Genomic DNA, 21,528 nt, shown 5'->3' with positions numbered 1-21,528 from the left:
GGGGCGGACATGATGTCCGCCCCGGGGACTGCCTTCAATTACTCCGGCGTGATTTTGCCGACTTCGATCACGGTCTTCCAGCGGGCGATCTCGGCCGTCAGGAAGGTCTCGAACTCCTTGCCGGTGTTGGCGACGACATCGAAACCGATATCATTGAACTTCGCCTTCATGTCCGGCGCGGTCAGGCCGGCGATCATGTCCTTCTCCAGACGGGCGCGGACGGCCGGGGGCAGGCCCTTGGGCGCAGCCGCTGCCTGCCAGGAATAGACTTCCACATCCTTCACGCCGGCTTCGGCCATGGTCGGCACGTCCGGCAGCGCGGCATTGCGCTTGTCGGCGGTGACGGCCAGCGCCTTCAGCTTGCCGCCGCGCACATGGTTGGCGATGGCGCCCAGATTCTGGAAGGACACATTGGCATGGCCGCCGATCAGGTCGGTGATGGCCGGCCCGCCGCCCTTGTAGGGCACATGCACGCCCTTGGTGTTGGTCTTCTGCAGGAACAGTTCGGCGGTCAGATGGTCGGACGAGCCGGTGCCCGACGAGGCGAACGACACCTTGTCCGGGTTCTTCTTCAGATACTCGATCAGCTCGGCCACGGTATTGGCCGGGAAGCCCGGATAGGCGACCAGCACATTCGGGGTGCGGACGGCCACCGTCAGCAGGTCGAAGTCCTTCAGCGGATCGTATTTCAGATCCTTGAACAGCGCCGGGTTGATGCCGAAGACGCCGATCGAGCCGACCAGGATGGTGTAGCCATCGGGCGCCGCCTGCTTGAGCAGCGTGGCGCCGAGCGAGCCGTTGGCGCCGGCGCGGTTATCCACCACCACGGTCTTGCCCAGGCTTTCAGTCAGCTTGGACGCCAGGTTGCGGCCGGCGATGTCGGACGAACCGCCCGCCGGGAAAGGCACGATCATGGTGACGTTGCGGTCAGGATATTGCTGGGCCAGCGCGGGGCTGGCGATAGCCAGCGCGAGGGCAGCCGCCCCCATCAGGGATTTCAGGATCATGGTCTCGTTTCCTCCAAGGTTCTTTGTTTATGAGTCGGATCAGACCACTAATGCATTAGTGCGTCAATTGCCGAACCATGCTAGAAGCCTGCCATGACCGTGGTCGTCACCCCCCTCGCCCTTACCCCGCTCCGGGACAAATCCCGGCAGGCCGCCCCGCAGGTCTTCGATCACCTGCGCGACGCCATCATCAATCTGGACCTGGTGCCGGGCACGGTGCTGTCGCGCCAGGAGCTGCAGCTGCGGTTCGGCCTCAGCTCCACGCCGATCCGCGACGCGCTGATGAAGCTGGCCGAGGAAGCGCTGGTCGATATCTTCCCGCAGCACGCCACCATGGTGAGCCGCATCGACCTCGATCATGCCCGCCAGGCCGCCTTCCTGCGTCGCTCGGTCGAGGTGGAAACCGTCCATACGCTGGCCAGCGCGCCCGATACAGGCCTGATCGAACGCCTGCGCCAGACCCTGCGGCTGCAGCAGGCCTTCGGCGACAATGGCGACCTGGCGCAGTTCGATGCGCAGGACCGGCTGTTCCATCGCCAGATGTATGAGGCGGCCGGCGTGCCGGACCTGTGGGCGCTGGCGCGACGCAACAGCGGCCATATCGACCGCCTGCGCCGCCTGCATCTGCCCATGGCCGGCAAGGTGCACCAGATCATGCGCGACCACACCGCCATCGTCGATGCCATCGCCGCCGGCGATCCGGTGGCCGCCAGCCGCGAAGTGCGCGCCCATCTGTCGCGCTCGCTGGCCTTCGTGGAAGGCATCCGCGCGCAGTATCCGGCCAGCTATTTCCGCGACTAGTTCAGCCGCGCCAGCCCCGAGGCCAGCATCGCCAGGCCGGACGCGGTCAGCAGCCCGAGCACGATGCGGCGGAAGGCCTGCTCGCTGATGCCGATATAGAGCTTTGCGCCGAGCAGGCTGGGGATCAGCATGGCCGGCAGCACCACGGCCAGCAGCGGCAGGGTCTGCCGGGTGACGATGCCGGTGGCGACATAGCTGCCGAAGGTGACGGCCAGAAGCGCCAGGTTGAAAGTCTGGATCACGCTGCGCTGGGTGTCCTTAGGCATGCCGCGCAAGGTGCACCAGAGCGTCGGGATCACGCCGGAGAAGCCGCCGATCCCGCCCAGCACCCCGCCGACCAGACCGATGCCGCCATCGGCGGCCCGGGCCAGGCCGGCATGGGCGATGGCGATCCGGGGCAGCCGGGGCGCCAGCAGCATCAGCGGACAGACCACGATGAGCAGGCCGCCGAGTGTGATCTTGAAGACCTGCACATCCAGGAGCGGCAGGATCCAGACGCCGACCGGGATTCCGGCGAGGCCGCCGGCGACGTAGGGCAGCAGCAGGCGCCGGTCGAAGCCGCGCCGCAGCGTAACGGCGGCGAGCACCTGGCCGGTCAGGCCGCCGGCGACGGCAAGCGCCGAGGCGAGCTGGGGCTCCAGCCACCAGGCCCAGACCGACATGGCGACCAGGGCGAAGGCGAAGCCCGAGAGACCCTGGACGAAACCGGCGAGCGCCGCCCCCAGGGCGACGACCAGGATCAGGCTGTCCACTTACATCATGTTCCGGGTGGCGGTCGGCAGGCTGACCACCAGGCCGTCGAGCGCCTCGGTGATGATGAGCTGGCAGCCGAGCCGGGAGGTCTTGGTCAGGCCGAAGGCGAGGTCGAGCATGTCTTCCTCGTCGGGCTTGGCGGCGGGCAGCTTGCCATACCAGTCCGGGTCGATGACCACATGGCAGGTCGAGCAGGCCAGCGAGCCCTCGCAGGCGCCCTCGATATCCACCCCATGCTTGTGGGCGACTTCCAGCACCGAGAGGCCGACAGGCGCATCGACTTCGACGCGGCTGCCATCGGGCTGGACAAAGGTCATCTTCGGCATCGACTGCTGATCTCCTGAAAGGCCGCCCGGATATATCGTCTGGCAGCCGAACCGGCAACCGATCCGGCCCGGGTTTTCCCGCCTGCCCTTTTCGCCTAAATCACTTCAATAAAAAACATAATATTATTAAAAATCATATATATAATATAAATATATCATGTTTAAGATTACTTCCGTTTGCGCGCCCAGAAGCCGGCCCAGATCTCGATCGCACGCTCAATATCCTCAGGCTTGGTGTCCCAGCCGAGGCTGAAGCGCACGGCCTCGCGGGCGACCTGTTCGGACAGCCCCATGGCGGTCAGCACATGGCTGGGCGCGACCTTGCCCGAGGAACAGGCCGAGCCGGCAGAGACCGCTAGGCCGGCCAGGTCGAAAGCCATCACCTGGGTCTCGGCCGGCACGCCCGGCATGCCGATGCAAAGGGTGTTGGGCAGACGCCCGAGCCGGGCATCGCCGCCATGGATGGGAGCCTCCGGGCAGGCCGCCAGCAGGGCGGCCTGGAGCCGGTCGCGCAGTGCCAGCGTCGTCTTCATTTCCACCAGGCCATAGGGCGCCGCCGCCGCCGCGGCCCCGAAGCCGGCGATGCCGCCCAGGTTCTCGGTGCCGGCCCGCATGCCCTGCTCCTGGCCGCCGCCGCGGATCATCGGAGCCGGGACCCAGTCGTCGCGCAGCACCAGGGCCCCCACCCCGGTGGGACCGCCGAGCTTGTGGCCGGACAGGGTGAGGAAGTCGCAGCCGAGTTTCCCCAGGTCGACCTCGATCTTGCCGGCCGCCTGCACCGCGTCGCAAAGCAGCAGGCCGCCGGCCGCATGGGTCAGCCGGGTGGCCGCGGTCACCGGCTGAATCGCGCCAGTCTCGTTGTTGGCCAGCATCAGGCAGACCAGCGCCGGCTTCGGCAGGGTCGCCAGCGCCTCTTCCAGGGCCGCCTGGGCCAGCACGCCATCGGACTCGGCCGGCAGCTCGCGGCAGCTCAGATTGAAGGGGGGCAGCCCGAGTTCGCGGGCGGGGCGGAGCACCGAGTCGTGCTCGATGCCGGCAACGATGACGCTTTTCACCCCTGCCTTCTCGACCGCCAGGCGCAAAGCGAGATTGTTGGCCTCGGTGCCGCCGCCGGTGAAGACCACGCGCCGGGCCTCGGCGCCGACCAGCGCTGCCACCTGGGCCCGCGCAGTATCCGCGATTCCCCGCGCCGCACGGCCGAAACGGTGCACCGAAGACGGGTTGCCCGGGGCCGCCAGCGCCGCCAGCAGCGCCGCGCGGGCCTCGGGCCGCAGGGGTGCCGTAGCGTTATAGTCCAGGTAGGTGACGTTCATTTCCTGCTTTTAAGCTTGAATTTCGCTCTGCCGAGTATGGTAAAACCCAAGGGACCGGACCCTAAGGCCCGATCAACCGATTATCCAGCGCCGGCGATGTTACGCTGCGGCGCCGGCAGCCCCAGAAGCGGCGAAAGTGACGTACCGTAATGCCTGATATCATTTTTCCTGGTCCCGACGGACGGCTGGAAGGCCGTTACCATCCGGGCCCGGAAGCCAATGCCCCGATCGCCCTGATTCTTCATCCGCACCCGCTGTATGGCGGGACGATGAATAACAAGGTGACCTACAACCTGTTCCATGTCTTCGCCAAACGCGGCTTCTCGGTGCTGCGGTTCAACTTCCGCGGCGTCGGCCGCAGCCAGGGCAGCTTCGACCAGGGCATCGGTGAACTCTCCGACGCCGCCTCGGCGCTCGACTGGCTGCAGAGCTTCAACGCCAATGCCTCGGCGGTGTGGATCGCCGGCTTTTCGTTCGGCGCCTGGATCTCGATGCAGCTCCTGATGCGCCGCCCGGAAATCGACGGCTTCATCTCGGTGGCGCCGCCGGCCGGCATGTTCGACTTCGGCTTCCTCGCGCCCTGCCCGTCTTCGGGCCTGATCATCCAGGGCACCGAGGACAAGATCGTGTCGGAGAACGAAGTGGCCAAGCTGGCCCAGCGTCTGGCGCTGCAGAAGGGCATCAAGATCGACTACAAGAAGGTCGCCGGTGCCGATCACTTCTTCGAAGGCAAGCTGGACGAACTGACCGCCGCCGCCGACAAGTATGTGAAGGCCAGCTTCCTGCCGACCTCCGCCCGTGCCGGCAAGGGCGCGCAGACGGCGAGCTGATAGCTGGCGGCCAGTTGGCTGGCGACGCCATTCCCATCCTTTTTCCGTCATGCCAACGCGCCAGCGGTGGCATCCCCGTCTTTGCCCGCGCGGCGACAGCCGCACCGCGACAACCACACCGGCGGCCGCACAGTCGTGGATGCCACGCCAGCGTGGCATGACGCGGTGATGGATTTCGTCATCCCCGCGCCAGGCGACATTCACCCCGGCGGCTCGTCGGGGAAAGTGACGCCGGGCAGCGGGCGGCCGTAGATATCGGTGAGATCGACAATCGTCGGATTCGGACGCGACGGGCGATGATCGCGCAGCGCCGCGCGCGGACGCGGCGGTGACGATGCTGCTGCAACCGGCGCCGTGGCCGCCGGGACGACCTTATCCGGTGCTATTGGCATCTTATCCGATGCTGTTTGAATCTTATCCGGTGCTATTGGAGTCTTATCCGACGCTGTTTGAGTCTTATCCGGCGTTATTGGAGTCTTATCCGGCGTTATTTGAATCCTGTCCGGAGCCGGCACCGGCGCATCGACGCGAACAGCAGACTCCGCCGGCAGCGGGTTGGCGGCGACATGGCGGGCGAGCGCCTCGCGGCTGGCCGCCACGAAGGCATCCATTTTCACCTTCTCGGCTGCCAGGCGCTGACGCAGTTTCTGGTTCGGATAGCGCCCGCCCGTGGCGCGCAGCTGCTCGACCAGACCCGGCGTCGCGCCATCGCCGGCGGCGCCGGGCTTTGGTTGCTGCGGCATCACATCGGTCAGCCATTGCAGATGCGCGCCCTCGGGCGGTGCATCCTGCAGGCAGCGCTGCACAACCGCGCCCGGCAGTGCTGCGTCATACTGGATCTGCGCCAGCAGACGCCGGCGATCCATGGCGCGCTGGATATGCACGGCAAAGCGCAGGCTGTGATGCAGATGCTTCCACAGCCGCTCTTCGCTGATGCCAAGCGCGGCGGCGACCGCATCCGGACGGCCGCCCTCCACCAGCAGGGTGGCGCCCCGCTTCCAGTCGATCCGGTGCCGCCGCACCGGCTGGGGCGCGGCATCCGGGATTGCCGCCGGTTCTAGAATTCCGCTCATTCAGGCCTCCTTGGTCAGAGGCGGATCATGATAGCGCGGAAATCGAGAAATGAGAACAAAAAAAGAATTAATAGGAATTAAAAGTCTTGCCATCAACAATAGCCTTTACGTTACAGAGGCTTAGCCATTTACTGCCGGCATGTCCGTCCCGCCCCTCATCCGCCCCGCCAGTCCCGACGATGTCGCCGGCCTGAGCGCGCTGGTCCAGCGCACGGTGCGGATCAGCAATGCCGCCGATTACAGCGCGGCGACCATCGCGGTGATCTGCAGCAACTTCACGCCCGACAAGGTGCTGGAGAAGATGGGCGTGCGCGACGTCTTCGTTGTGCTGCTGGACGGCACGCTCCGCGGCACCGTCAGCCTGGGCAATATCCGCGGCGAGAGCGGACAGCTGCATTCCATGTTCGTGGCGCCCGAACAACAAAAGACCGGTCTCGGCCGCGCACTGGTGCGGCATCTGGAACGGCATGCGCAAGACGAAAAGCGGCTGCGCGAGCTGTGGCTGCTGTCCTCGCTTACCGCACGGCCCTTCTACGAGCGGCTCGGCTTCCGCATGCTGCAGGCCGAACGGCAGGGCGATATCGACATGTGGCGGATGACGAAGTCACTCGCCTGACGACTGAAACAGGCGAAAACCGGCATCTGTCCGGTTTTGACATATCCGGAAAGTTAGCTTTCTCCGCCTTGGGGTAACCGGGAAGTTCTCTGGGCAGTTTCCATATCCGGCTCATAGTGGGAGCAGGAGGAAGCGATCATGTCTGCCCTGCACCGGATGAAAAACTTTCTGTTTGGCGGCGACGAGACGGAGGCCGCATCACGCAAGGCGCCGACGGCACCCCGGCTCAAGGTGGTCTCCAGTCCCGCACGCCTGTCCGGCAAGATCCAGGCCGGCAATCTGCAGATGATCGGCCTGCAGGCGATCCGCGAGGCACTGGGCGATGAATGGCCGCAGCGCCGCGACAGCATCAACCAGATCGTCGACGGTGTGATCCGTCACCGTCTCGATGCCGGTGACGTGCATTACCATCTGGACAATGACGAATACCTGGTGCTGTTCACCCATCTCACGCATAGCCAGGCGAAAATGAAAGCGGCCGCCATCGCCGACGAGGCCGAGCGGCTGATCCTGGGCGAAGTGCCCGGCTGCGATATCCGCATCGCGTCCACCGTGGCCGAGGTCGATCGCGACTTCGTCACCAGCAAGGTCGGCTCGCTGCAGGACCTGCTGAGCCATGTCAAAGCCAACGGCAAACCGGCTCTGGCCGGTAGCGACCCGGCGAACCATGCCGGCGAGGTGATGCTGTTCGACGACGAGCCGGTCTGCGCCGATCTGTATGAAAGCGCCGCCCCGCCAACCCGCGCGCCGGCCATGGGCGCCGGCCCCGACCTGGCCGATCTCGACCAGTCGCTCGACTGCCTGTTTCAGAAAAAGACCAGCGCCACCTTCCTCAAGGAATGCCAGGCCGCCTTCTATCCGAATTTCAGCACGCGGCGTCGTGCGTTTTCCTTCTACACCGTACATGTCACGCATATGCCCACCGGCCGTGCGGCCGATATCAGCGATCCGATGCTGGAAGACCCCGACGAGCTGGAATTCCTGCTCGACCGCTATCGCCTGACCACCGCGCTGCTCGGCCTGCACCGGATGGTGACCGGCGGCCACAAGGGCATGATCTCCATCCCGGTGTCGTTCCAGACCCTGGCGACGGCGCGCGCGCGCAATCTCTATCTGGCCCGTTTCAAGGACCTGCCGGCCGGCCTGTTCCGCAGCCTGTGCATCACCATCACCAATATCCCCGACGGCACACCGGCCAGCCGCATCGCCGACGCGATCAACTATATCCAGCGCTTCTGTGCCGCCCGCATCCTGCACATCGCGCCCGATGTGCGGCTGATCGACCTCTATGCCGGCACCGGCTGCCAGGGCTTCGTCACCGCGCTGCCGACCGGCATCACCGATACCGCGACCCGGATGCAGACCCTGTCCGCTTTCGCCAAGCGTGCCGCCTGGCACAAGATGGAAGCCATCCTGTGGAATGTGGCCCAGCCCGATGACATCAACCTGGGCACGGCTGCGGGCTTTTCCTTCCTGGTCGGCGATGCCGTGGCGCCGCTGCTGGCCACGCCGGGCCATCGCCAGGCCCTGCGCGCCGATCATATCCCGGACCGCGCGGCGAGCGCCCCCGCGCGCTGATAGCGAAATCGCTGGCCCGGACATGCGCGCCGCCCTATCTGGCGGTGCGCATGTTCACGCTCCCTGTCATCCGTTCCGCCATCGAGGCCGATGCGAAAGCCATCGCCGCCCTGATCCAGCGCACGCTGCGGGTCAGCAATGCCGCCGATTATTCCGTCGACGAGATCGCCGGGGTCTATGCCGGCTTCAGTGCCGGCCAGGTGCGCGAGCGCATGACGCGACAGGATGTCTTCGTCGCCGTGCTGGACGACGCGATCGTCGGCACGGTGGGTTATGGCCGCGGCCAGCTCTGGGCGCTGTTCGTGGCGCCCGAGCAGCAGCGGCTCGGGCTGGGTTCGCTGCTGGTGGCGCATATCGAGGCCCATGCGCGCGAGCGCGGACGGCGCGAGCTGGGCCTCACCGCGTCGCATACCGGCGTGAGCTTCTACGAGCAGCGCGGCTATCGCCGGCTGAGCGACCGGCCGCGCGCCGATGGCTGGCCGATGGTGAAGGGGCTGTAATCAGATGTTGTAAATCCGCCCGCCACTCACCGCCTGCCGCACGCCGGTCGTGCCCGGCAGGCTGAGCGGCAATCCGCGCACGCTGCGCGCCGCGAGATAGGCAAACGCCTCCGCCTCCAGACTGTCGCCGCGCCAGCCCACCGCCTCGACGGATTCCACCGGCATGTTCAGATGCTGGGTCAGCATCTGCATCAGCGTCGCGTTATGCCGCCCGCCGCCGCAGACCAGGCAGCGCAGCGGCCGTTGCGGCAGATGGCTCAAGCCGCGCGCCACGCTGGCCGCGGTGAAGGCCGTCAGCGTCGCCGCGCCATCGGCGGCGGACAGAGGCTGCAGGACCGCCATGCCGAAGGCGTTGCGGTCGAGCGACTTCGGCGGCCTGGCTGCGAAATACGGATGCGCCATCAGCTGTGCCAGCGCGGCTGTATCGACCGTGCCGCTGGCCGCCAGCGCGCCGCCGGTATCCTGCGTCCTGCCGGTATGGCGCAGCAGCCAGTCGTCGATCAGCGCATTGCCCGGGCCGGTATCGAAGGCGATCAGGTCGTCGGCCTTGTCACTGCCGATATAGGTGACATTGCCGACGCCGCCGAGATTGAGCACCAGCAGCGGCGCGGCCAGCTGCGCATGTCGGGCAAGGGCCAGATGATACAGGGGCACCAGCGGCGCCCCCTGCCCGCCCATCGCCACATCGGCGCTGCGGAAGTCGCTGACCGTGTTGATGCCGGTGAGCTTGGCCAGCATGGCGCCGTCGCCGGTCTGCCAGCTGCGGCGATGCGGCGCGTCGGGCTGATGCAGGATGGTCTGGCCGTGGAAGCCGAGCCAGGCCACATCGGCCGGCTGCAACCCGGCCAGGCTCAGCAGCGCCCGCACCGCCTCGGCATGGGCGATGGTGACCACGCGGCTGACCACCGGCACCTGCCCCGCCGTGCCGGCCGGAACGCCGAGCACGGCACGGATGCGGGCCCGGACCTCGTCCGGATAGGGCAGGGTCAGCGCCGGGCCGAATTCCGCAATGATTTCGCCATCGGTGCGCAGCAGGGCGGCGTCGACGCCATCCATCGAGGTGCCGCTCATCAGGCCGATCATCCAGGAAGTCTGCGGCAAGGCCGGGCGTCCAAAAGCTAGGCGATTCACGGCCTGTATGTTAGACCATCGCCCACCAATACCCAACCCGAGCCTTGAGTCCGATGACCGAGTTCAAATCCGAATTCCTGCGCACCATCTCGCAGCGCGGCTATCTGCACCAGTGCACCGATGGCGCGGCGCTGGACGCGCTGGCGCTGAAGCCCCAGGGCATCACCTGCTATGTCGGCTACGACTGCACCGGGCCGAGCCTGCATGTCGGCCATCTGCTCTCGATCATGATGCTGCGCCGCCTGCAGCAGGCCGGCCACAAGCCGATCGTGCTGATGGGCGGCGGCACCACCAAGGTGGGCGATCCGTCCGGCAAGGACGAGGCGCGCAAGCTGCTGACGCCCGAAGGCATCCAGGCCAACATGGACAGCATCAAGACGGCGTTCAGCCGTTTCGTGACCTTCGGCGACGGGCCGTCGGATGCCATCATGGCCAACAATGCCGACTGGCTCGACAAGCTGCAGTATATCGACTTCCTGCGCGACTACGGCCGGCACTTCTCGGTCAACCGCATGCTGTCCTTCGACTCTGTGAAGCTGCGGCTCGACCGCGAGCAGCCGCTCAGCTTCCTCGAATTCAACTACATGATCCTGCAGGCCTACGACTTCGTCGAACTGGCGCGGCGCTATGACTGCAATCTGCAGATGGGCGGCTCGGACCAGTGGGGCAATATCGTCAACGGCGTCGAGCTTGGCCGCCGCAGCGCCGATCTCAGCCTGTTCGGCCTGACCTGTCCGCTGCTCACCACATCGTCGGGCCAGAAGATGGGCAAGACCGCCAATGGCGCGGTCTGGCTGAATGAAGACATGCTGTCGCATTACGATTACTGGCAGTACTGGCGCAACTGCGAAGATGCCGATGTCGGCCGTTTCCTCAAGCTGGTCACCGACCTGCCGCTGGACGAGATCGCAAAGCTGGAAGCCCTGCAGGGCGCCGAGCTGAACGAGGCGAAGAAGATCCTCGCCACCGAGGCAACCGCGCTGTGTCGCGGCCGCGAAGCGGCGGAAGCCGCGGCTGACACGGCGAAGAAGGCCTTCGAGCAGGGCAGCTTCGGCGGCGACCTGCCTGTGGTGAAGGTCGCGCGCGACCGGCTGAACGAGGGCATTGCTGCTTTTGCTCTGGTGCAGGAAGCCGGCTTCGCCAAGAGCGGCGGCGAGGCGCGCCGCCATATCCGCGGCAACGCCATCAAGCTGAACGATGCGGCCATTTCGGACGAGAACCAGAAGATCACGGCGGCCGATCTCGGCGCCGACGGCCAACTGCGCCTGAGCTTCGGCAAGAAGCAGCATGTGCTGATCGAGGCGGCGTAAGCCTAGCGACCTGTCATGGCCGGGCTTGACCCGGCCATCCACGTGACCGGGTTCTGCGCAGGACAAAGACGTGGATGCCCGATCAAGTCCGGGCATGACAAAATGGATGACAGATGTTGCCAATCCGCCGCCCTGTCCCATCTGATCGTCTTTCCGTCTGACCATCCGGTGCTCCGATGATTCCGTTTTCCATGCTCGATCTGGTGCGTGTCATGCAGGGCGGCACGGTCTCCGATGCCTTCCGCAACAGCCTGGCGCTGGCGCAGAAGGCGGAAGAGATCGGCTTCACCCGCTTCTGGCTGGCCGAGCATCACAACAACCCGGGCATCGCCAGCGCCGCCACCGCTGTGGTGATCGGCCATATCGCCGGCGGCACCAAGACCATCCGCGTCGGCTCCGGCGGCGTGATGCTGCCCAACCATGCACCATTGGTGATCGCCGAACAGTTCGGCACGCTGGAAGCGCTGTTCCCCGGCCGCATCGATCTGGGGCTGGGCCGCGCACCAGGCACCGACCAGATGACGGCGCGCGCGCTGCGCCGCGACCTCGAGACCAGTTCCGAGCGCTTCCCGCAGGATGTGCAGGAGCTGCAGATGTATTTCGACACGCCGGAGCCGGGGCAGCATATCCAGGCGGTGCCCGGCGCCGGCCTGAAGGTGCCGCTGTGGATTCTCGGCTCCAGCCTGTTCGGCGCGCAGCTCGCCGCCATCCTCGGCCTGCCGTTTGCCTTCGCCTCGCATTTCGCGCCGGACCACATGATGCAGGCGCTGGACCTCTATCGGGCCAAGTTCGAGCCATCGGAACAGCTCGACAAACCCCATGCGATGCTGGCGGTCAACATCATCGCCGCCGATACGGATGCCGAGGCGCGATATCTGTTCACGTCCTTCCAGCAGGCGGTGGCCAACCTGCTGCGCGGCCGGCCCGGCCTGACGCCGCCGCCGGTCGACGATATCGACCGGTACTGGTCGCCGGCCGAGCGCGCCGGCGCCGAGCGCATGCTGGCCTGCTCGTTTGTGGGGGCGCCCGACACCGTCGAAACCGGCTTACGCCGGTTCATCGCCGCGACGCAGCCCGACGAGCTGATGATCACCACGCATATGTATGACCTGAAGGCGGCCCTGCATTCGCTGGACCTCACCGCCGGCATCCGCGCGGCGATGGCGTCTTAGCTACTGCTGCTGGAACTGCTGGAACTCGACCGCCGGCGGCGGCCCCTTCTCGGCATCCTCCGGCGAAGGCGCGCGCACTTCCGGGGCCTGGAAGATACGGCGCAGGAAACCGGGCGCAATCACCGACAACGGATTGATGGTGAACTGCGGATCGCTTTTCGCGCCGGAGACGGCGAAGTTGACGCCGATGATGCCGTCGCCGACCAGCAGGTCGCCGAGCAGGGGAATCTTGCCCAGCAGCGTGTTGAGCACGAAGGCCGGCACGGCGGTGCCGTTGACGCTGATGCTGTTGGCCTTGCCGTTCACCGTGCCGTCGAAGGTGATGCCGAGCTGCGGGCCGCTGAGCCGCGACGGTTTCAGCGTCAGCACGCGGTCCTTCTGCTCGAAGGGCACCTCGCCATTGTCGAACATGATGCCCTCGCCCGACAGCAGGTTGGCCAGGCCGGTGAAGCTGCCGATGCCGAGCAGGCGGGCCAGGAAGGGCGTGCGCACGGCGCGCACCGATTTCAGCGTCATGCGGCCGGCGAGCGGCTGCAGCACCTGGGTATCGTCATAGGCGGCCGCGACATGCAGCGATCCACCCTGCATGTCGGTAATGCCGAGAAAATGCAGCACCGCACCGGCATTGTCGGAGTCCATCACCAGCCGGCGGCCGTTCAGCGCCGGCGAGATGTTGAGCGTCAGGCCGCCGGTGCTGGCGAAACCGCCGGTGACGCTGACACGCTCCATGCGGGTCGGCGCGCGCTGCGCCGCCACCGAGAGATTGCGCATCTCCAGGTCGTTGTCGATGCGCGCCTCGTCGAAGCGCAAGCTGAGCGTCATGCGCGGCTTGACCTCGCCCGGCGGGCTTTCGTCATTCATCACGTCCTCGACGAAGCGGCGCAGGTCGTAGCGTTTGCCGCTGAGTTCGATCTGGGCGTCGCCATTGGCGGCGAAGGCGATCTTGCCGCTGGCGTCGTTCTCGCCGAATTTCAGGCTCTGCACATCGGCGCTCCAGCCGCCGTCATTCTGCAGCACGGCCCTGGCGCGCGCGCTGAGCGTCGGCCCGCTGATCTCGATCAGGTCGAACTGCACGGGCTGACCCGCCTTCGTGCGAATCTGCACCTTGCCCGCAGCGGCCTCGCCGGCGCCCTTGCCCAGATAGGCATCGGCAATGGCAATGGTCGTGTTGGTCAGGTCGAACTCGCCGCCGATCGCCACCTCGCCGCCGCGGCGCTCCTCGATATCCATCACGGCTTCGGCCGGGCCGTCGATATAAGGTGCCAGCGGATAGCCGAGCGCCTTGCGCTGCGCCTCGTCGATACGGCCTTTCAGGCTGTAGCGCGCCTGCACGGCGGCCCGCGCATTGAAGTCCTGCTTCCAGCCGATCTGCAAAGGCACGCCGTTCAGCGCCGCCTTGCCGCCGGCCTCCAGCCCTTTGGCATCCACCTTCATGGTCATGTCGCCATCGGCCAGGTCATAGCGGCCCATCAGGCCACTCATGGTCAGCGCCGTCATCGCCGCGTCGGCATTGACCTGGATATCGTCGATCTTCAGCGCCATCAGCAGCGGGAAACGGATTTTCCAGCGCACCTCGCCGGTGCCGCCCACCGTGGCCGCCTTGATGCCCATGCGCGAGGGGAAGCCGAGCGGTTTCTGGTCGATGATGGTCAGGATGTCGGCTGTCCGGCCGCGCGCCACCGAGGCGATTTCGGCATGCTGGTCGACATCCTGCAGGCCCGTGATACGCGCATGACCTTCTCCAACCAGAACCGGGCCGACCTTGCCGTTGTCGAGCGTCAGATCGAAGACATCGGCATTCAGGGTGGCGACGCCCTTCGCCTCGGTCAGCCGCGTCATCGGCGGCAGGTAGTTGACGCTGAGATTGTCGAAAGCGAAATCCAGCTTGATCGCCTGCGGCGGCAGGCGCGTCTCACCCGCCACCATCCCCGGCGTCAGCGCCGCCTCGAAGCGGCCGGTGCTGACCATGCCGCCGCTGATCCGGGTGGTGACCCAGTCGCGCGCATTCTTCGCCATGCCGGGCGGCCAGTAGCTGCTGAGCCGGTCGGTCGGCAGTTCGAAGAACTGGCCCTTGAGATCGACACCGTAGCGGTCGCCCTCGCTGCGTGTCACCATGCCGCTCATCGACAGGCGGAACTTGTCGGCAAAGGACAGGCTGGCTTCATCCAGCTTGACGATGCCTTTGGCGCCATCGGCCTGGCCGCGGAAGCGCGCCTGCTGCAGCGACAGCGGCGCCGGCAGCGTGCCGGGCACATTGATCTGGCCGGCGCCGGCGGTGAGATCGAAGGCGAGACCGAGCCGCTCGCCGCTTTCGTTCACATCCAGCGTCAGCGTGCCGTTGATCGGCGCGGCAACATAGGCGAGCGGCGCCAGCTCGGGCAGCACATCGGCGAAATCGGACGGCTCGATCTCGCTGAACCGCAGCACCACGCGGGCCGAGCGGTCGGCCGCGGTGTAATCGGCATCGAGATTGAGATCGACGCGACGGCCGCGCCAGTCAAGCGCACCGCTGGCCGAGGCGAAGACATGGCCCTCGCCGCGCTGGAAGGCGATGCGCGCCGAAGGCACGATCCAGCGCTGGTTCAGCTTCCAGTCCTCGATCACCAGGCGGTCGGCCAGGATCGAGACGTTTTCCAGCAGGCCCATCGAGTCACTGGGGTCGATCGGGCGGGACAGCATCTCGAAGATGCCGCCGAACATGCTCTGCGCCATATTGCCTTCGGGCGCGGTTTCCGCCGGCGGCGCCACCGGCGCATCGGTCACGGCATCGTCGACCGCCGGCACGCCGAAGCGGAAGCGGCCATCGGCATCGCGCACCAGCCGCGCCTCGATGCCGCTCATATGCACGAAGCGGGGCGCGATCACGCCGCGGAGCGCGGCGCGGGCGCTCAGCATCATGTCGACATTGGGCACCGTGAGGCCGACACGATCATCGCTGCCGCGATAGCGCACATCGGTGACGCGTAGCCGGATGCCTTCGTCCTGCTCGGACCAGGCCAGCACCACATCGCCGATCTCGGCACGGATGCCCAGTTGCGGCAGGGCCAGCGCCTCGCTGATATAGGGGGCCAGCACAGCCAGCGAAATCGGTCCCTGGGCGACCCGCCAGACCAGCAGGCCCGCCAGAAGGCATACCGTCACCACACTCGCGGTGACCGTACGCACCAGCAACCGACTCCACCGCAAAACCACCTGTCGCGCCCTCGCCGTCTCTTGTCTGCATCATGGCCGGGCCGCCGCAACAGTCCCGGTTCGACCACGGGCTTGACCCTGGCCGGAGTTTAGCCGAACTTCGACGCCACTTCGAGAGAAACGCCATGCCCGCCAATGCATTGCCGGCAAAATCGGTCAAAAAGAAGGCCGCTGCCCGGCCGCCCCGTAACGGTGCCGTGAAGACCGCCAAGAAAGCCGCGACAAAATCCGCCGCGCCGGACTGGCGCGACCTGCCCCGCCCCTACGATGCGGATGCCGCAGCGCGCGGCTTCGAGGCCTGGACCTTGATGCTGGCCGAACTACCGGACCGCGCACTGGCCCGGCGACTGAAGACCGCCAGTGCCAAGGCCGGGCCGAAAGCCCTGCTGGCGGCGCTGTTCGGCAACAGCCCGTTCCTGAGCGACCTGGTCCTGCATGAGCCGGCCACGGTGGACCTGCTGTTCAGCGCCGGTCCCGATGCGGCGCTGGCCCAGGCCATCGCCGCGCTGAAAAAGATCGCGGCCAGGACGAAAGAGGCCGAAGCGCTGGCGGCACCGCTGCGCATCGCCAAGCGCCAGGTGGCGCTGACCACGGCGGCAGCCGATATCGCCGGGTTGTGGACGCTGGAGCAGATCACCGAGAGTCTGAGCGATTTCGCCGCGCTCAGTGTCGACAGTGCGATGGCCGCGGTGCTGCGCGAGGCGGCCGGCCGCGGCGAGATCGAGCTTCCGCACCCGAAGGACCCCTGCCGCGAGTCAGGTTTCGTCGCGCTGGGCATGGGCAAGCTGGGGGCACGCGAGCTGAACTATTCCAGCGATATCGACCTCATCATGCTCTACGACGCCGACACGGTGCGCTATCGCGGCCGCCGCTCGGCACTGGAATGCTATATCCGGCTGACGCAGCAGATGGTGCATCTGCTGCATGACCGCACCGAAGACGGCTATGTCTTCCGCACCGACCTGCGTCTGCGGCCCGATCCGGGCTCCTTCCCCGTCGTGGTCAATGTCGCGGAAGCGGAAAGCTATTACGAAAGCTTCGGGCAGAACTGGGAACGCGCGGCGATGATCAAGGCGCGGCCGGTGGGCGGCGACCTCGCCATGGGCGCGGCCTTCGTGAAGCATCTGACGCCTTATGTCTGGCGCAAGAATCTCGATTACGCGGCGATCGAGGATATCCAGTCGATCAAGCGGCAGATCCACGCGCATAAGGGCCATGCCGAAGTGGCGGTGGAAGGCCATAACATCAAGCTCGGCCGCGGCGGCATCCGCGAGATCGAATTCTTTGCCCAGACCCAGCAGCTGATTTCCGGCGGCCGCGACACGCGGCTGCGCGCGCCGCCCACCTGCACGGCCCTGCGCGCCCTGGTGGCGACCGAGCGCCTGAGCCAGAAGGCCTGCGACGAGCTGATCGAGGATTACCGCTTCCTGCGCCGGGTGGAGCATCGCCTGCAGATGATCCATGACGAGCAGACCCACACGCTGCCCACCGACCCGGCAGCGCTGGCGCAGCTCAGCTGCTTCCTCGGCTATGACAAGCCGACGCAGTTCCGCAAGGCCATGCTGGCCACGCTGGGCCGCGTGAAGACCTATTACGACAACCTGTTCGCCGAGGCGCCGGCGCTGGGCGCCGATGCCGGCGCGCTGGTCTTCACCGGCACCGACGACGACCCCGCCACGCTGGAAACACTGCGCGAGCTGGGCTTCAGCGATCCCTCCGAGGTGGCGGCCACCGTGCGCGGCTGGCATTTCGGCCGCTACCGCGCCATGCGCTCCGAACGGGCGCGCGAAAAACTCACCGCCATCATGCCGCAACTGATGGAAGCGTTTTCGCGTACCGGCAGCGCCGACACGGCCTTCAAACGGTTCGACCATTTCCTCTCCAGCCTGCCGGCCGGCGTGCAGCTCTTTTCACTGCTGCAGGCCAACCCGGAAGTGCTGCATACACTGGCCGAAGTGCTGGCGGCGGCGCCACAACTGGCCGAAGCGCTGGCGCAGAATGCCGCGCTGTTCGACAGCCTGATCGAATATGCCGACCATCCTGCTGCCTTTGAGCGCCCTGCACTAGCCAACAGCCTGAAGCGCCAGATGCAGGCGGCGCGCGATTTCCAGGATGTGCTGGACTGGGCGCGGCGCTGGACCACCGAACTGAAGCTGCAGGTCGGCATCGGCCTCCTGCGCGGCAGCCTGGACGGCATGGCCGCCGGTGCGGGCTTAAGCGCGGTGGCCGATGTGGTGCTGGAAGACCTGCTGGAAAAGGTGGAAGCCGAATTCATCGCCCAGCATGGCCGCATCGCCAAATCCAGCATCGCGCTGGTCGGCTTCGGCCGGCTGGGCAGCCATGAACTGACTCTGGAATCCGATCTCGACCTGGTGCTGATCTTCGACTGCCCGGCCAAAGCCAGGGATTCCGACGGCCCGCGTCCGCTGACGCCGGGGCTGTATTTCACCCGCCTGTGCCAGCGTTTCATCAACGCCATCACTGCGATGACTGGCGAAGGCAGGTTGTATGAAATCGACATGCGCCTGCGGCCCAGCGGCGGCGCCGGGCCGATTGCGATTTCACTGGAGGCGTTTGCCGAGTACCAGCGCAAGGAAGCCTGGACCTGGGAACATATGGCGCTGACGCGCGCGCGCGTCGTCTGCGGCGAAGCGGCCCTGATGAAAAAGATCGACGCGCTGCGGCTGGATATCCTGACCACGAAGCGCGACGAGAAACGCCTGCTGGCCAATGTGGCGAGCATGCGGGCACGCATGGCGCGGCATAAGCCGGTGAACAATCCCTGGGACCTGAAGCAGCAGCGCGGCGGCCTGGTCGATCTGGAGTTCATGCTTCAGTATCTGCTGCTGCGGCATGGCAGCAGCAAACCGGCGATCCTGCAGCAGAATCCGCTGCAGGCGCTGGCGGCTTTGCGCAGCGCCAAGCTGGTCGATGCCAAAACCGCCGAGCGGCTGGAAACGGCGGCGAGACTCTATGCCACCCTGCTGGCGGTCAGCCGCATGGCCGGCCGCGACGAGGCGGCGCATCCCGAACACTGGCCGCCGCTGCTGGCCCATCGCCTGCCGGCGCTGGTGAAAAGCGCTGACATGGCGGCCCTGACGGCGCGGCTGGAAGCGATGCAGAAAAGCGTGCACAGTCTGTTCGATACCCTGGTCGCCGAGCCGGCCCGGCCTTATTTGTCGCTGGCCGATTCCGTCAACAACGACCCTTCCGAGGCAGGACAGTCCCATGGCGAAGACCACAACCAAGACCGTTAAGAAGGCCGCTAAGAAGGCCACTGCACCGAAGAAGGCTGCCCCGAAAAAGGCGGCAGATGCCGCGCCCGGGCCGCAGGTGGGAGCCGGTCTTCAGGTAGGAGATCGGGCGCCCGCCTTCAGCCTGCCGACCGATGGCGGCGGCAAGGTGTCGCTGGCCAGCCTGAAGGGCAAAGCGGTGGTGCTGTACTTCTATCCCAAGGACGACACATCGGGTTGCACCGCCGAAGCCATCGCCTTCACCGCCGCCAAGGCGAAATTCGACAAGGCCGGGGCGGTGGTGATCGGCTGCTCGCGCGACAGCGTCGCCGCCCACGACAAGTTCAAGACCAAGCACAAGCTGAAGCTGGTTCTGGCGGCCGACGAGTCGGGCCAGGCGACCGAGTCGTACGGGGTCTGGGTCGAGAAAAGTCTGTACGGCCGGACCTATATGGGGATCGAGCGGGCCACCTTCCTGATCGATAGTTCGGGAAAAGTCGCGGCCGTCTGGCGCAAGGTGAAGGTACCCGGTCATGTCGAAGCTGTGCTGCAGGCGGTGCAGGCGCTGTAGAATCAAGCGCTTGCCAGCTTCATCCACACCCTGTGGATAACCCCTGAGACATACGTTAAGTATGTGTTCGCACGTGTTTTTTCGGAATTCGTAACAGATTCTTTCTTGCATTAACCAAGTTAAATAAGTCCTAATCGACCCCGCCGGAGGCCGGCAGATTTCATGACCAATCGGGGGGTTGAGTGACGCGACGCGCGAGACGGCAATGGCGGGAGTTGCGCGACCGCCTGTTCCCGGAACGGCAGATCATGTTCCGCAGCCGAGGCGACGTCCGCTACGTCGCGCTCTCGAGCCGCGGCCAGATGCTGATGGCCGTGAGCGTCGTCGCCTTCGCCGGCTGGATCGGCTACGCCTCCGTCAATGTCTTCTATCGCGACGCCATGCTGGATGCGCGCGACCGCCAGATCAGCGAACTGAAAATCGCCTACGACCGTCTGGCCACCAATTACGAAAAGGACCAGGAGAGCTTCGTCGTTGCCTCGCGCGACTTCGAGGAGCGCTATCGCCGGTTGTATGACATGGCGATGAAGCAGCGCACCCCGGCCCTGCCCGCCGATACCGCCGACGCCGCCAAGCAGGCGCCCACCCAGACTCCGCCGGCCCAGACCGCTGCCAAGCCGCAGGTCGCGCCGAAATCCACCGAGGTTGCCAAGGCCGACCTGCCGAAGCTGCCGGAAACCAAGGCCGCTGACGCCAAACCGGCCGAGACCAAGATCGAGGATGTCGCCTCGGTCGAGGACCTGGAAGGCATGCTGCGCGAGTCCAAGGCCAAGCCGCCGGTGCCGGCGGTGAAGCCGCGCGACATCGAGACCCGGATCCTGAGCGTGCGCGGCCACCAGCGCGACCTGATGGACGAACTCGGCTCGCGCACCGAGAAAAGCACCACGCTGCTGGAAAAGGCGCTGCTGCGCACCGGCCTGGATATCAGCGCCATGCTGGCCCGCGCCGCCGAGGCGCGTGCCGATATCGGCGTCGGTGGTCCGCTGCGCTCGCTCAGCGATGCACCGGCAATCACGGGCGCCGTCAATGTCGCCGTCGCGTCGCTCGATCCGCTCGACCGCGAGATGAACACGCTGGAAGGCAAGCTCGGCCGCTGGGGCGAATTGCAGGCCCTGGCGCAGCGTCTGCCGCTCGACCTGCCGATGGCCGGCGAGCCGGAAATCTCCTCCACCTACGGCCGCCGGTCCGATCCCTTCACCAAGCAGCTGGCCTTCCATGCCGGCATCGATTTCATCGGCCCGAACCGCGCGCCGGTGATGGCTACCGCGCCCGGCGTGGTTGTCTTCGCCGGACGCAAAGGCCCCTATGGCCGCGCCGTGGAAATCGACCATGGCCTCGGCGTGAAAACGCGATATGCTCATCTGAGCGCGATTTCGGTCCAGGCAGGCGATACCGTCGGTTTCGGACGGCAGCTCGGTACCATGGGTTCCACCGGTCGCAGCACCGGTCAGCATCTGCATTACGAAATCCTGCTCGATGACGAGCAGATCGATCCCGGCAAATTCATCGAGGCTGGCTACCATGTTTTCAAACAGCAAGAAAACCAATCCGCCGGCCGCCGTTAAGCAGCTGCCGCCGTCCATCCTGAGCGCCGGCCTCACGGTCAACGGCGACCTCAACTCCGATGGCGAGGTGCAGATCGACTGCCTCGTCAATGGCGACGTCACTGCCGTACGCCTCGCTATCGGCGAGAATGCCAAGGTGGTCGGTGAAGTGGTGGCCGAACATGTGCTGGTGCGCGGCGAGGTGATCGGCCGCATCCGCGCCAAGTCGGTGGAACTCGACAAGACCGCCAAGGTGCGCGGCGATATCTGGCACGAACTGCTGTCGATTGCCGCCGGCGCCAAGGTCGAAGGCCTGTGCAAGTTCGCCGAGAATCCGCGCGAGAGCGCGATTGGCGCCAAACTGAGCGTGGTCGCCACCAGCGACATCGCCGAAGCCACCGAAAAGGCCGTGCAGAAGGCGATCAAGGCCGGCGCCAGCACGACCGACCTGCCGATGCCGGCCGCCCTGCCGGGCCTCGCCCGCGCGACCAGCTGAATTCGACGATCTGAGTTTACAGTAGCAGTCCTAGCAAACGGCAAAACGGCGACGCGTGTTCAGCGTCGCCGTTTTTGTTTGG

At 66.2% G+C, this 21,528-nt stretch carries 18 protein-coding genes; 11 read left to right on the top strand and 7 right to left on the bottom strand.

Annotated features, from left to right (window positions below; translation table 11 throughout):
• Nucleotides 1–38 precede the first annotated feature (38 nt).
• On the bottom strand, nucleotides 39–1,007 hold the full coding sequence (locus tag AC1ROT_RS18220; protein ID WP_493000714.1) for a Bug family tripartite tricarboxylate transporter substrate binding protein: 969 nt from the start codon (nucleotides 1,005–1,007) through the stop codon (nucleotides 39–41).
• A 93-nt stretch (nucleotides 1,008–1,100) separates the two neighbouring features.
• On the opposite strand from AC1ROT_RS18220, the gene AC1ROT_RS18215 reads away from it, so the two are divergent.
• Nucleotides 1,101–1,808 (top strand): GntR family transcriptional regulator, encoded by a 708-nt coding sequence (locus tag AC1ROT_RS18215; protein ID WP_493000712.1) that lies wholly within the window; start codon nucleotides 1,101–1,103, stop codon nucleotides 1,806–1,808.
• Here AC1ROT_RS18215 and AC1ROT_RS18210 read toward each other — a convergent pair.
• The 3 genes from AC1ROT_RS18210 to AC1ROT_RS18200 form a co-directional block, all read right to left on the bottom strand.
• Entirely contained in the window at nucleotides 1,805–2,560 is a 756-nt protein-coding gene (locus AC1ROT_RS18210) for a sulfite exporter TauE/SafE family protein (protein ID WP_493000710.1), read from the bottom strand. The genes AC1ROT_RS18215 and AC1ROT_RS18210 overlap by 4 nt on opposite strands.
• Nucleotides 2,561–2,887: a ferredoxin family 2Fe-2S iron-sulfur cluster binding protein gene (locus tag AC1ROT_RS18205; protein ID WP_492971131.1), complete on the bottom strand. Its 327-nt coding sequence runs from the start codon at nucleotides 2,885–2,887 to the stop codon at nucleotides 2,561–2,563.
• Nucleotides 2,888–3,054: 167 nt separating this feature from the next.
• The gene (locus AC1ROT_RS18200; protein WP_493000708.1) at nucleotides 3,055–4,200 is read right to left on the bottom strand and encodes a cysteine desulfurase family protein; all 1,146 of its coding nucleotides are present in this window, start codon (nucleotides 4,198–4,200) and stop codon (nucleotides 3,055–3,057) included.
• A 149-nt stretch (nucleotides 4,201–4,349) separates the two neighbouring features.
• Between AC1ROT_RS18200 and AC1ROT_RS18195 the strand changes: the two genes are divergently transcribed.
• Nucleotides 4,350–5,030 carry an alpha/beta hydrolase gene (locus AC1ROT_RS18195; protein WP_493000707.1) on the top strand — a complete coding sequence of 227 codons (681 nt, stop codon included), beginning with the start codon at nucleotides 4,350–4,352 and terminating at the stop codon, nucleotides 5,028–5,030.
• Nucleotides 5,031–5,230: 200 nt separating this feature from the next.
• Here the strand turns inward: AC1ROT_RS18195 and AC1ROT_RS18190 are convergent, their stop codons facing one another.
• Entirely contained in the window at nucleotides 5,231–6,103 is an 873-nt protein-coding gene (locus AC1ROT_RS18190) for a hypothetical protein (protein ID WP_493000705.1), read from the bottom strand.
• A 139-nt stretch (nucleotides 6,104–6,242) separates the two neighbouring features.
• Between AC1ROT_RS18190 and AC1ROT_RS18185 the strand changes: the two genes are divergently transcribed.
• The 3 genes from AC1ROT_RS18185 to AC1ROT_RS18175 all read left to right on the top strand — a co-directional run bounded on the left by AC1ROT_RS18185 (nucleotide 6,243) and on the right by AC1ROT_RS18175 (nucleotide 8,797).
• The gene (locus AC1ROT_RS18185) at nucleotides 6,243–6,719 is read left to right on the top strand and encodes a GNAT family N-acetyltransferase (protein ID WP_493000703.1); all 477 of its coding nucleotides are present in this window, start codon (nucleotides 6,243–6,245) and stop codon (nucleotides 6,717–6,719) included.
• A gap of 138 nt (nucleotides 6,720–6,857) precedes the next feature.
• Complete coding sequence (locus AC1ROT_RS18180) at nucleotides 6,858–8,297, top strand: hypothetical protein (protein ID WP_493000701.1); 1,440 nt, start codon at nucleotides 6,858–6,860, stop codon at nucleotides 8,295–8,297.
• A 50-nt stretch (nucleotides 8,298–8,347) separates the two neighbouring features.
• On the top strand, nucleotides 8,348–8,797 hold the full coding sequence (locus AC1ROT_RS18175) for a GNAT family N-acetyltransferase (protein ID WP_493000700.1): 450 nt from the start codon (nucleotides 8,348–8,350) through the stop codon (nucleotides 8,795–8,797).
• Here AC1ROT_RS18175 and AC1ROT_RS18170 read toward each other — a convergent pair whose 3' ends face one another.
• Nucleotides 8,798–9,880 carry an anhydro-N-acetylmuramic acid kinase gene (locus AC1ROT_RS18170; RefSeq protein ID WP_493001170.1) on the bottom strand — a complete coding sequence of 361 codons (1,083 nt, stop codon included), beginning with the start codon at nucleotides 9,878–9,880 and terminating at the stop codon, nucleotides 8,798–8,800.
• Nucleotides 9,881–9,981: 101 nt separating this feature from the next.
• Here AC1ROT_RS18170 and tyrS point away from each other — a divergent pair, with 101 nt between their 5' ends.
• A complete protein-coding gene (gene tyrS, locus AC1ROT_RS18165) occupies nucleotides 9,982–11,238 on the top strand; it encodes a tyrosine--tRNA ligase (RefSeq protein WP_493000698.1) in 1,257 nt (418 codons plus the stop codon).
• A gap of 191 nt (nucleotides 11,239–11,429) precedes the next feature.
• Nucleotides 11,430–12,410, top strand: a complete 981-nt coding sequence (locus AC1ROT_RS18160; protein WP_493000697.1) for an LLM class flavin-dependent oxidoreductase — start codon at nucleotides 11,430–11,432, stop codon at nucleotides 12,408–12,410.
• Here the strand turns inward: AC1ROT_RS18160 and AC1ROT_RS18155 are convergent, their stop codons facing one another.
• Entirely contained in the window at nucleotides 12,411–15,575 is a 3,165-nt protein-coding gene (locus AC1ROT_RS18155) for a YhdP family protein (RefSeq protein WP_493000696.1), read from the bottom strand. It lies immediately after the preceding gene.
• Nucleotides 15,576–15,727: 152 nt separating this feature from the next.
• Here AC1ROT_RS18155 and AC1ROT_RS18150 point away from each other — a divergent pair, with 152 nt between their 5' ends.
• The 4 genes from AC1ROT_RS18150 to AC1ROT_RS18135 all read left to right on the top strand — a co-directional run bounded on the left by AC1ROT_RS18150 (nucleotide 15,728) and on the right by AC1ROT_RS18135 (nucleotide 21,446).
• Nucleotides 15,728–18,859 carry a bifunctional [glutamine synthetase] adenylyltransferase/[glutamine synthetase]-adenylyl-L-tyrosine phosphorylase gene (locus tag AC1ROT_RS18150; RefSeq protein WP_493000694.1) on the top strand — a complete coding sequence of 1,044 codons (3,132 nt, stop codon included), beginning with the start codon at nucleotides 15,728–15,730 and terminating at the stop codon, nucleotides 18,857–18,859.
• On the top strand, nucleotides 18,831–19,406 hold the full coding sequence (locus AC1ROT_RS18145) for a peroxiredoxin (protein ID WP_493000692.1): 576 nt from the start codon (nucleotides 18,831–18,833) through the stop codon (nucleotides 19,404–19,406). The genes AC1ROT_RS18150 and AC1ROT_RS18145 overlap by 29 nt, the downstream gene beginning before the upstream one ends.
• Nucleotides 19,407–19,654: 248 nt before the next feature.
• A complete protein-coding gene (locus tag AC1ROT_RS18140; RefSeq protein ID WP_493000690.1) occupies nucleotides 19,655–20,971 on the top strand; it encodes a M23 family metallopeptidase in 1,317 nt (438 codons plus the stop codon).
• Nucleotides 20,928–21,446 carry a bactofilin family protein gene (locus tag AC1ROT_RS18135; protein WP_492971145.1) on the top strand — a complete coding sequence of 173 codons (519 nt, stop codon included), beginning with the start codon at nucleotides 20,928–20,930 and terminating at the stop codon, nucleotides 21,444–21,446. Before AC1ROT_RS18140 ends, AC1ROT_RS18135 begins: the two co-directional genes overlap by 44 nt.
• Nucleotides 21,447–21,528 lie beyond the last annotated feature (82 nt).

This window comes from Ferrovibrio sp. GW821-FHT12E11 (assembly GCF_058806975.1).
The sequence above is the reverse complement of the archived record's forward strand: the minus strand, read 5'-3'. Positions and strand labels throughout refer to the sequence as shown.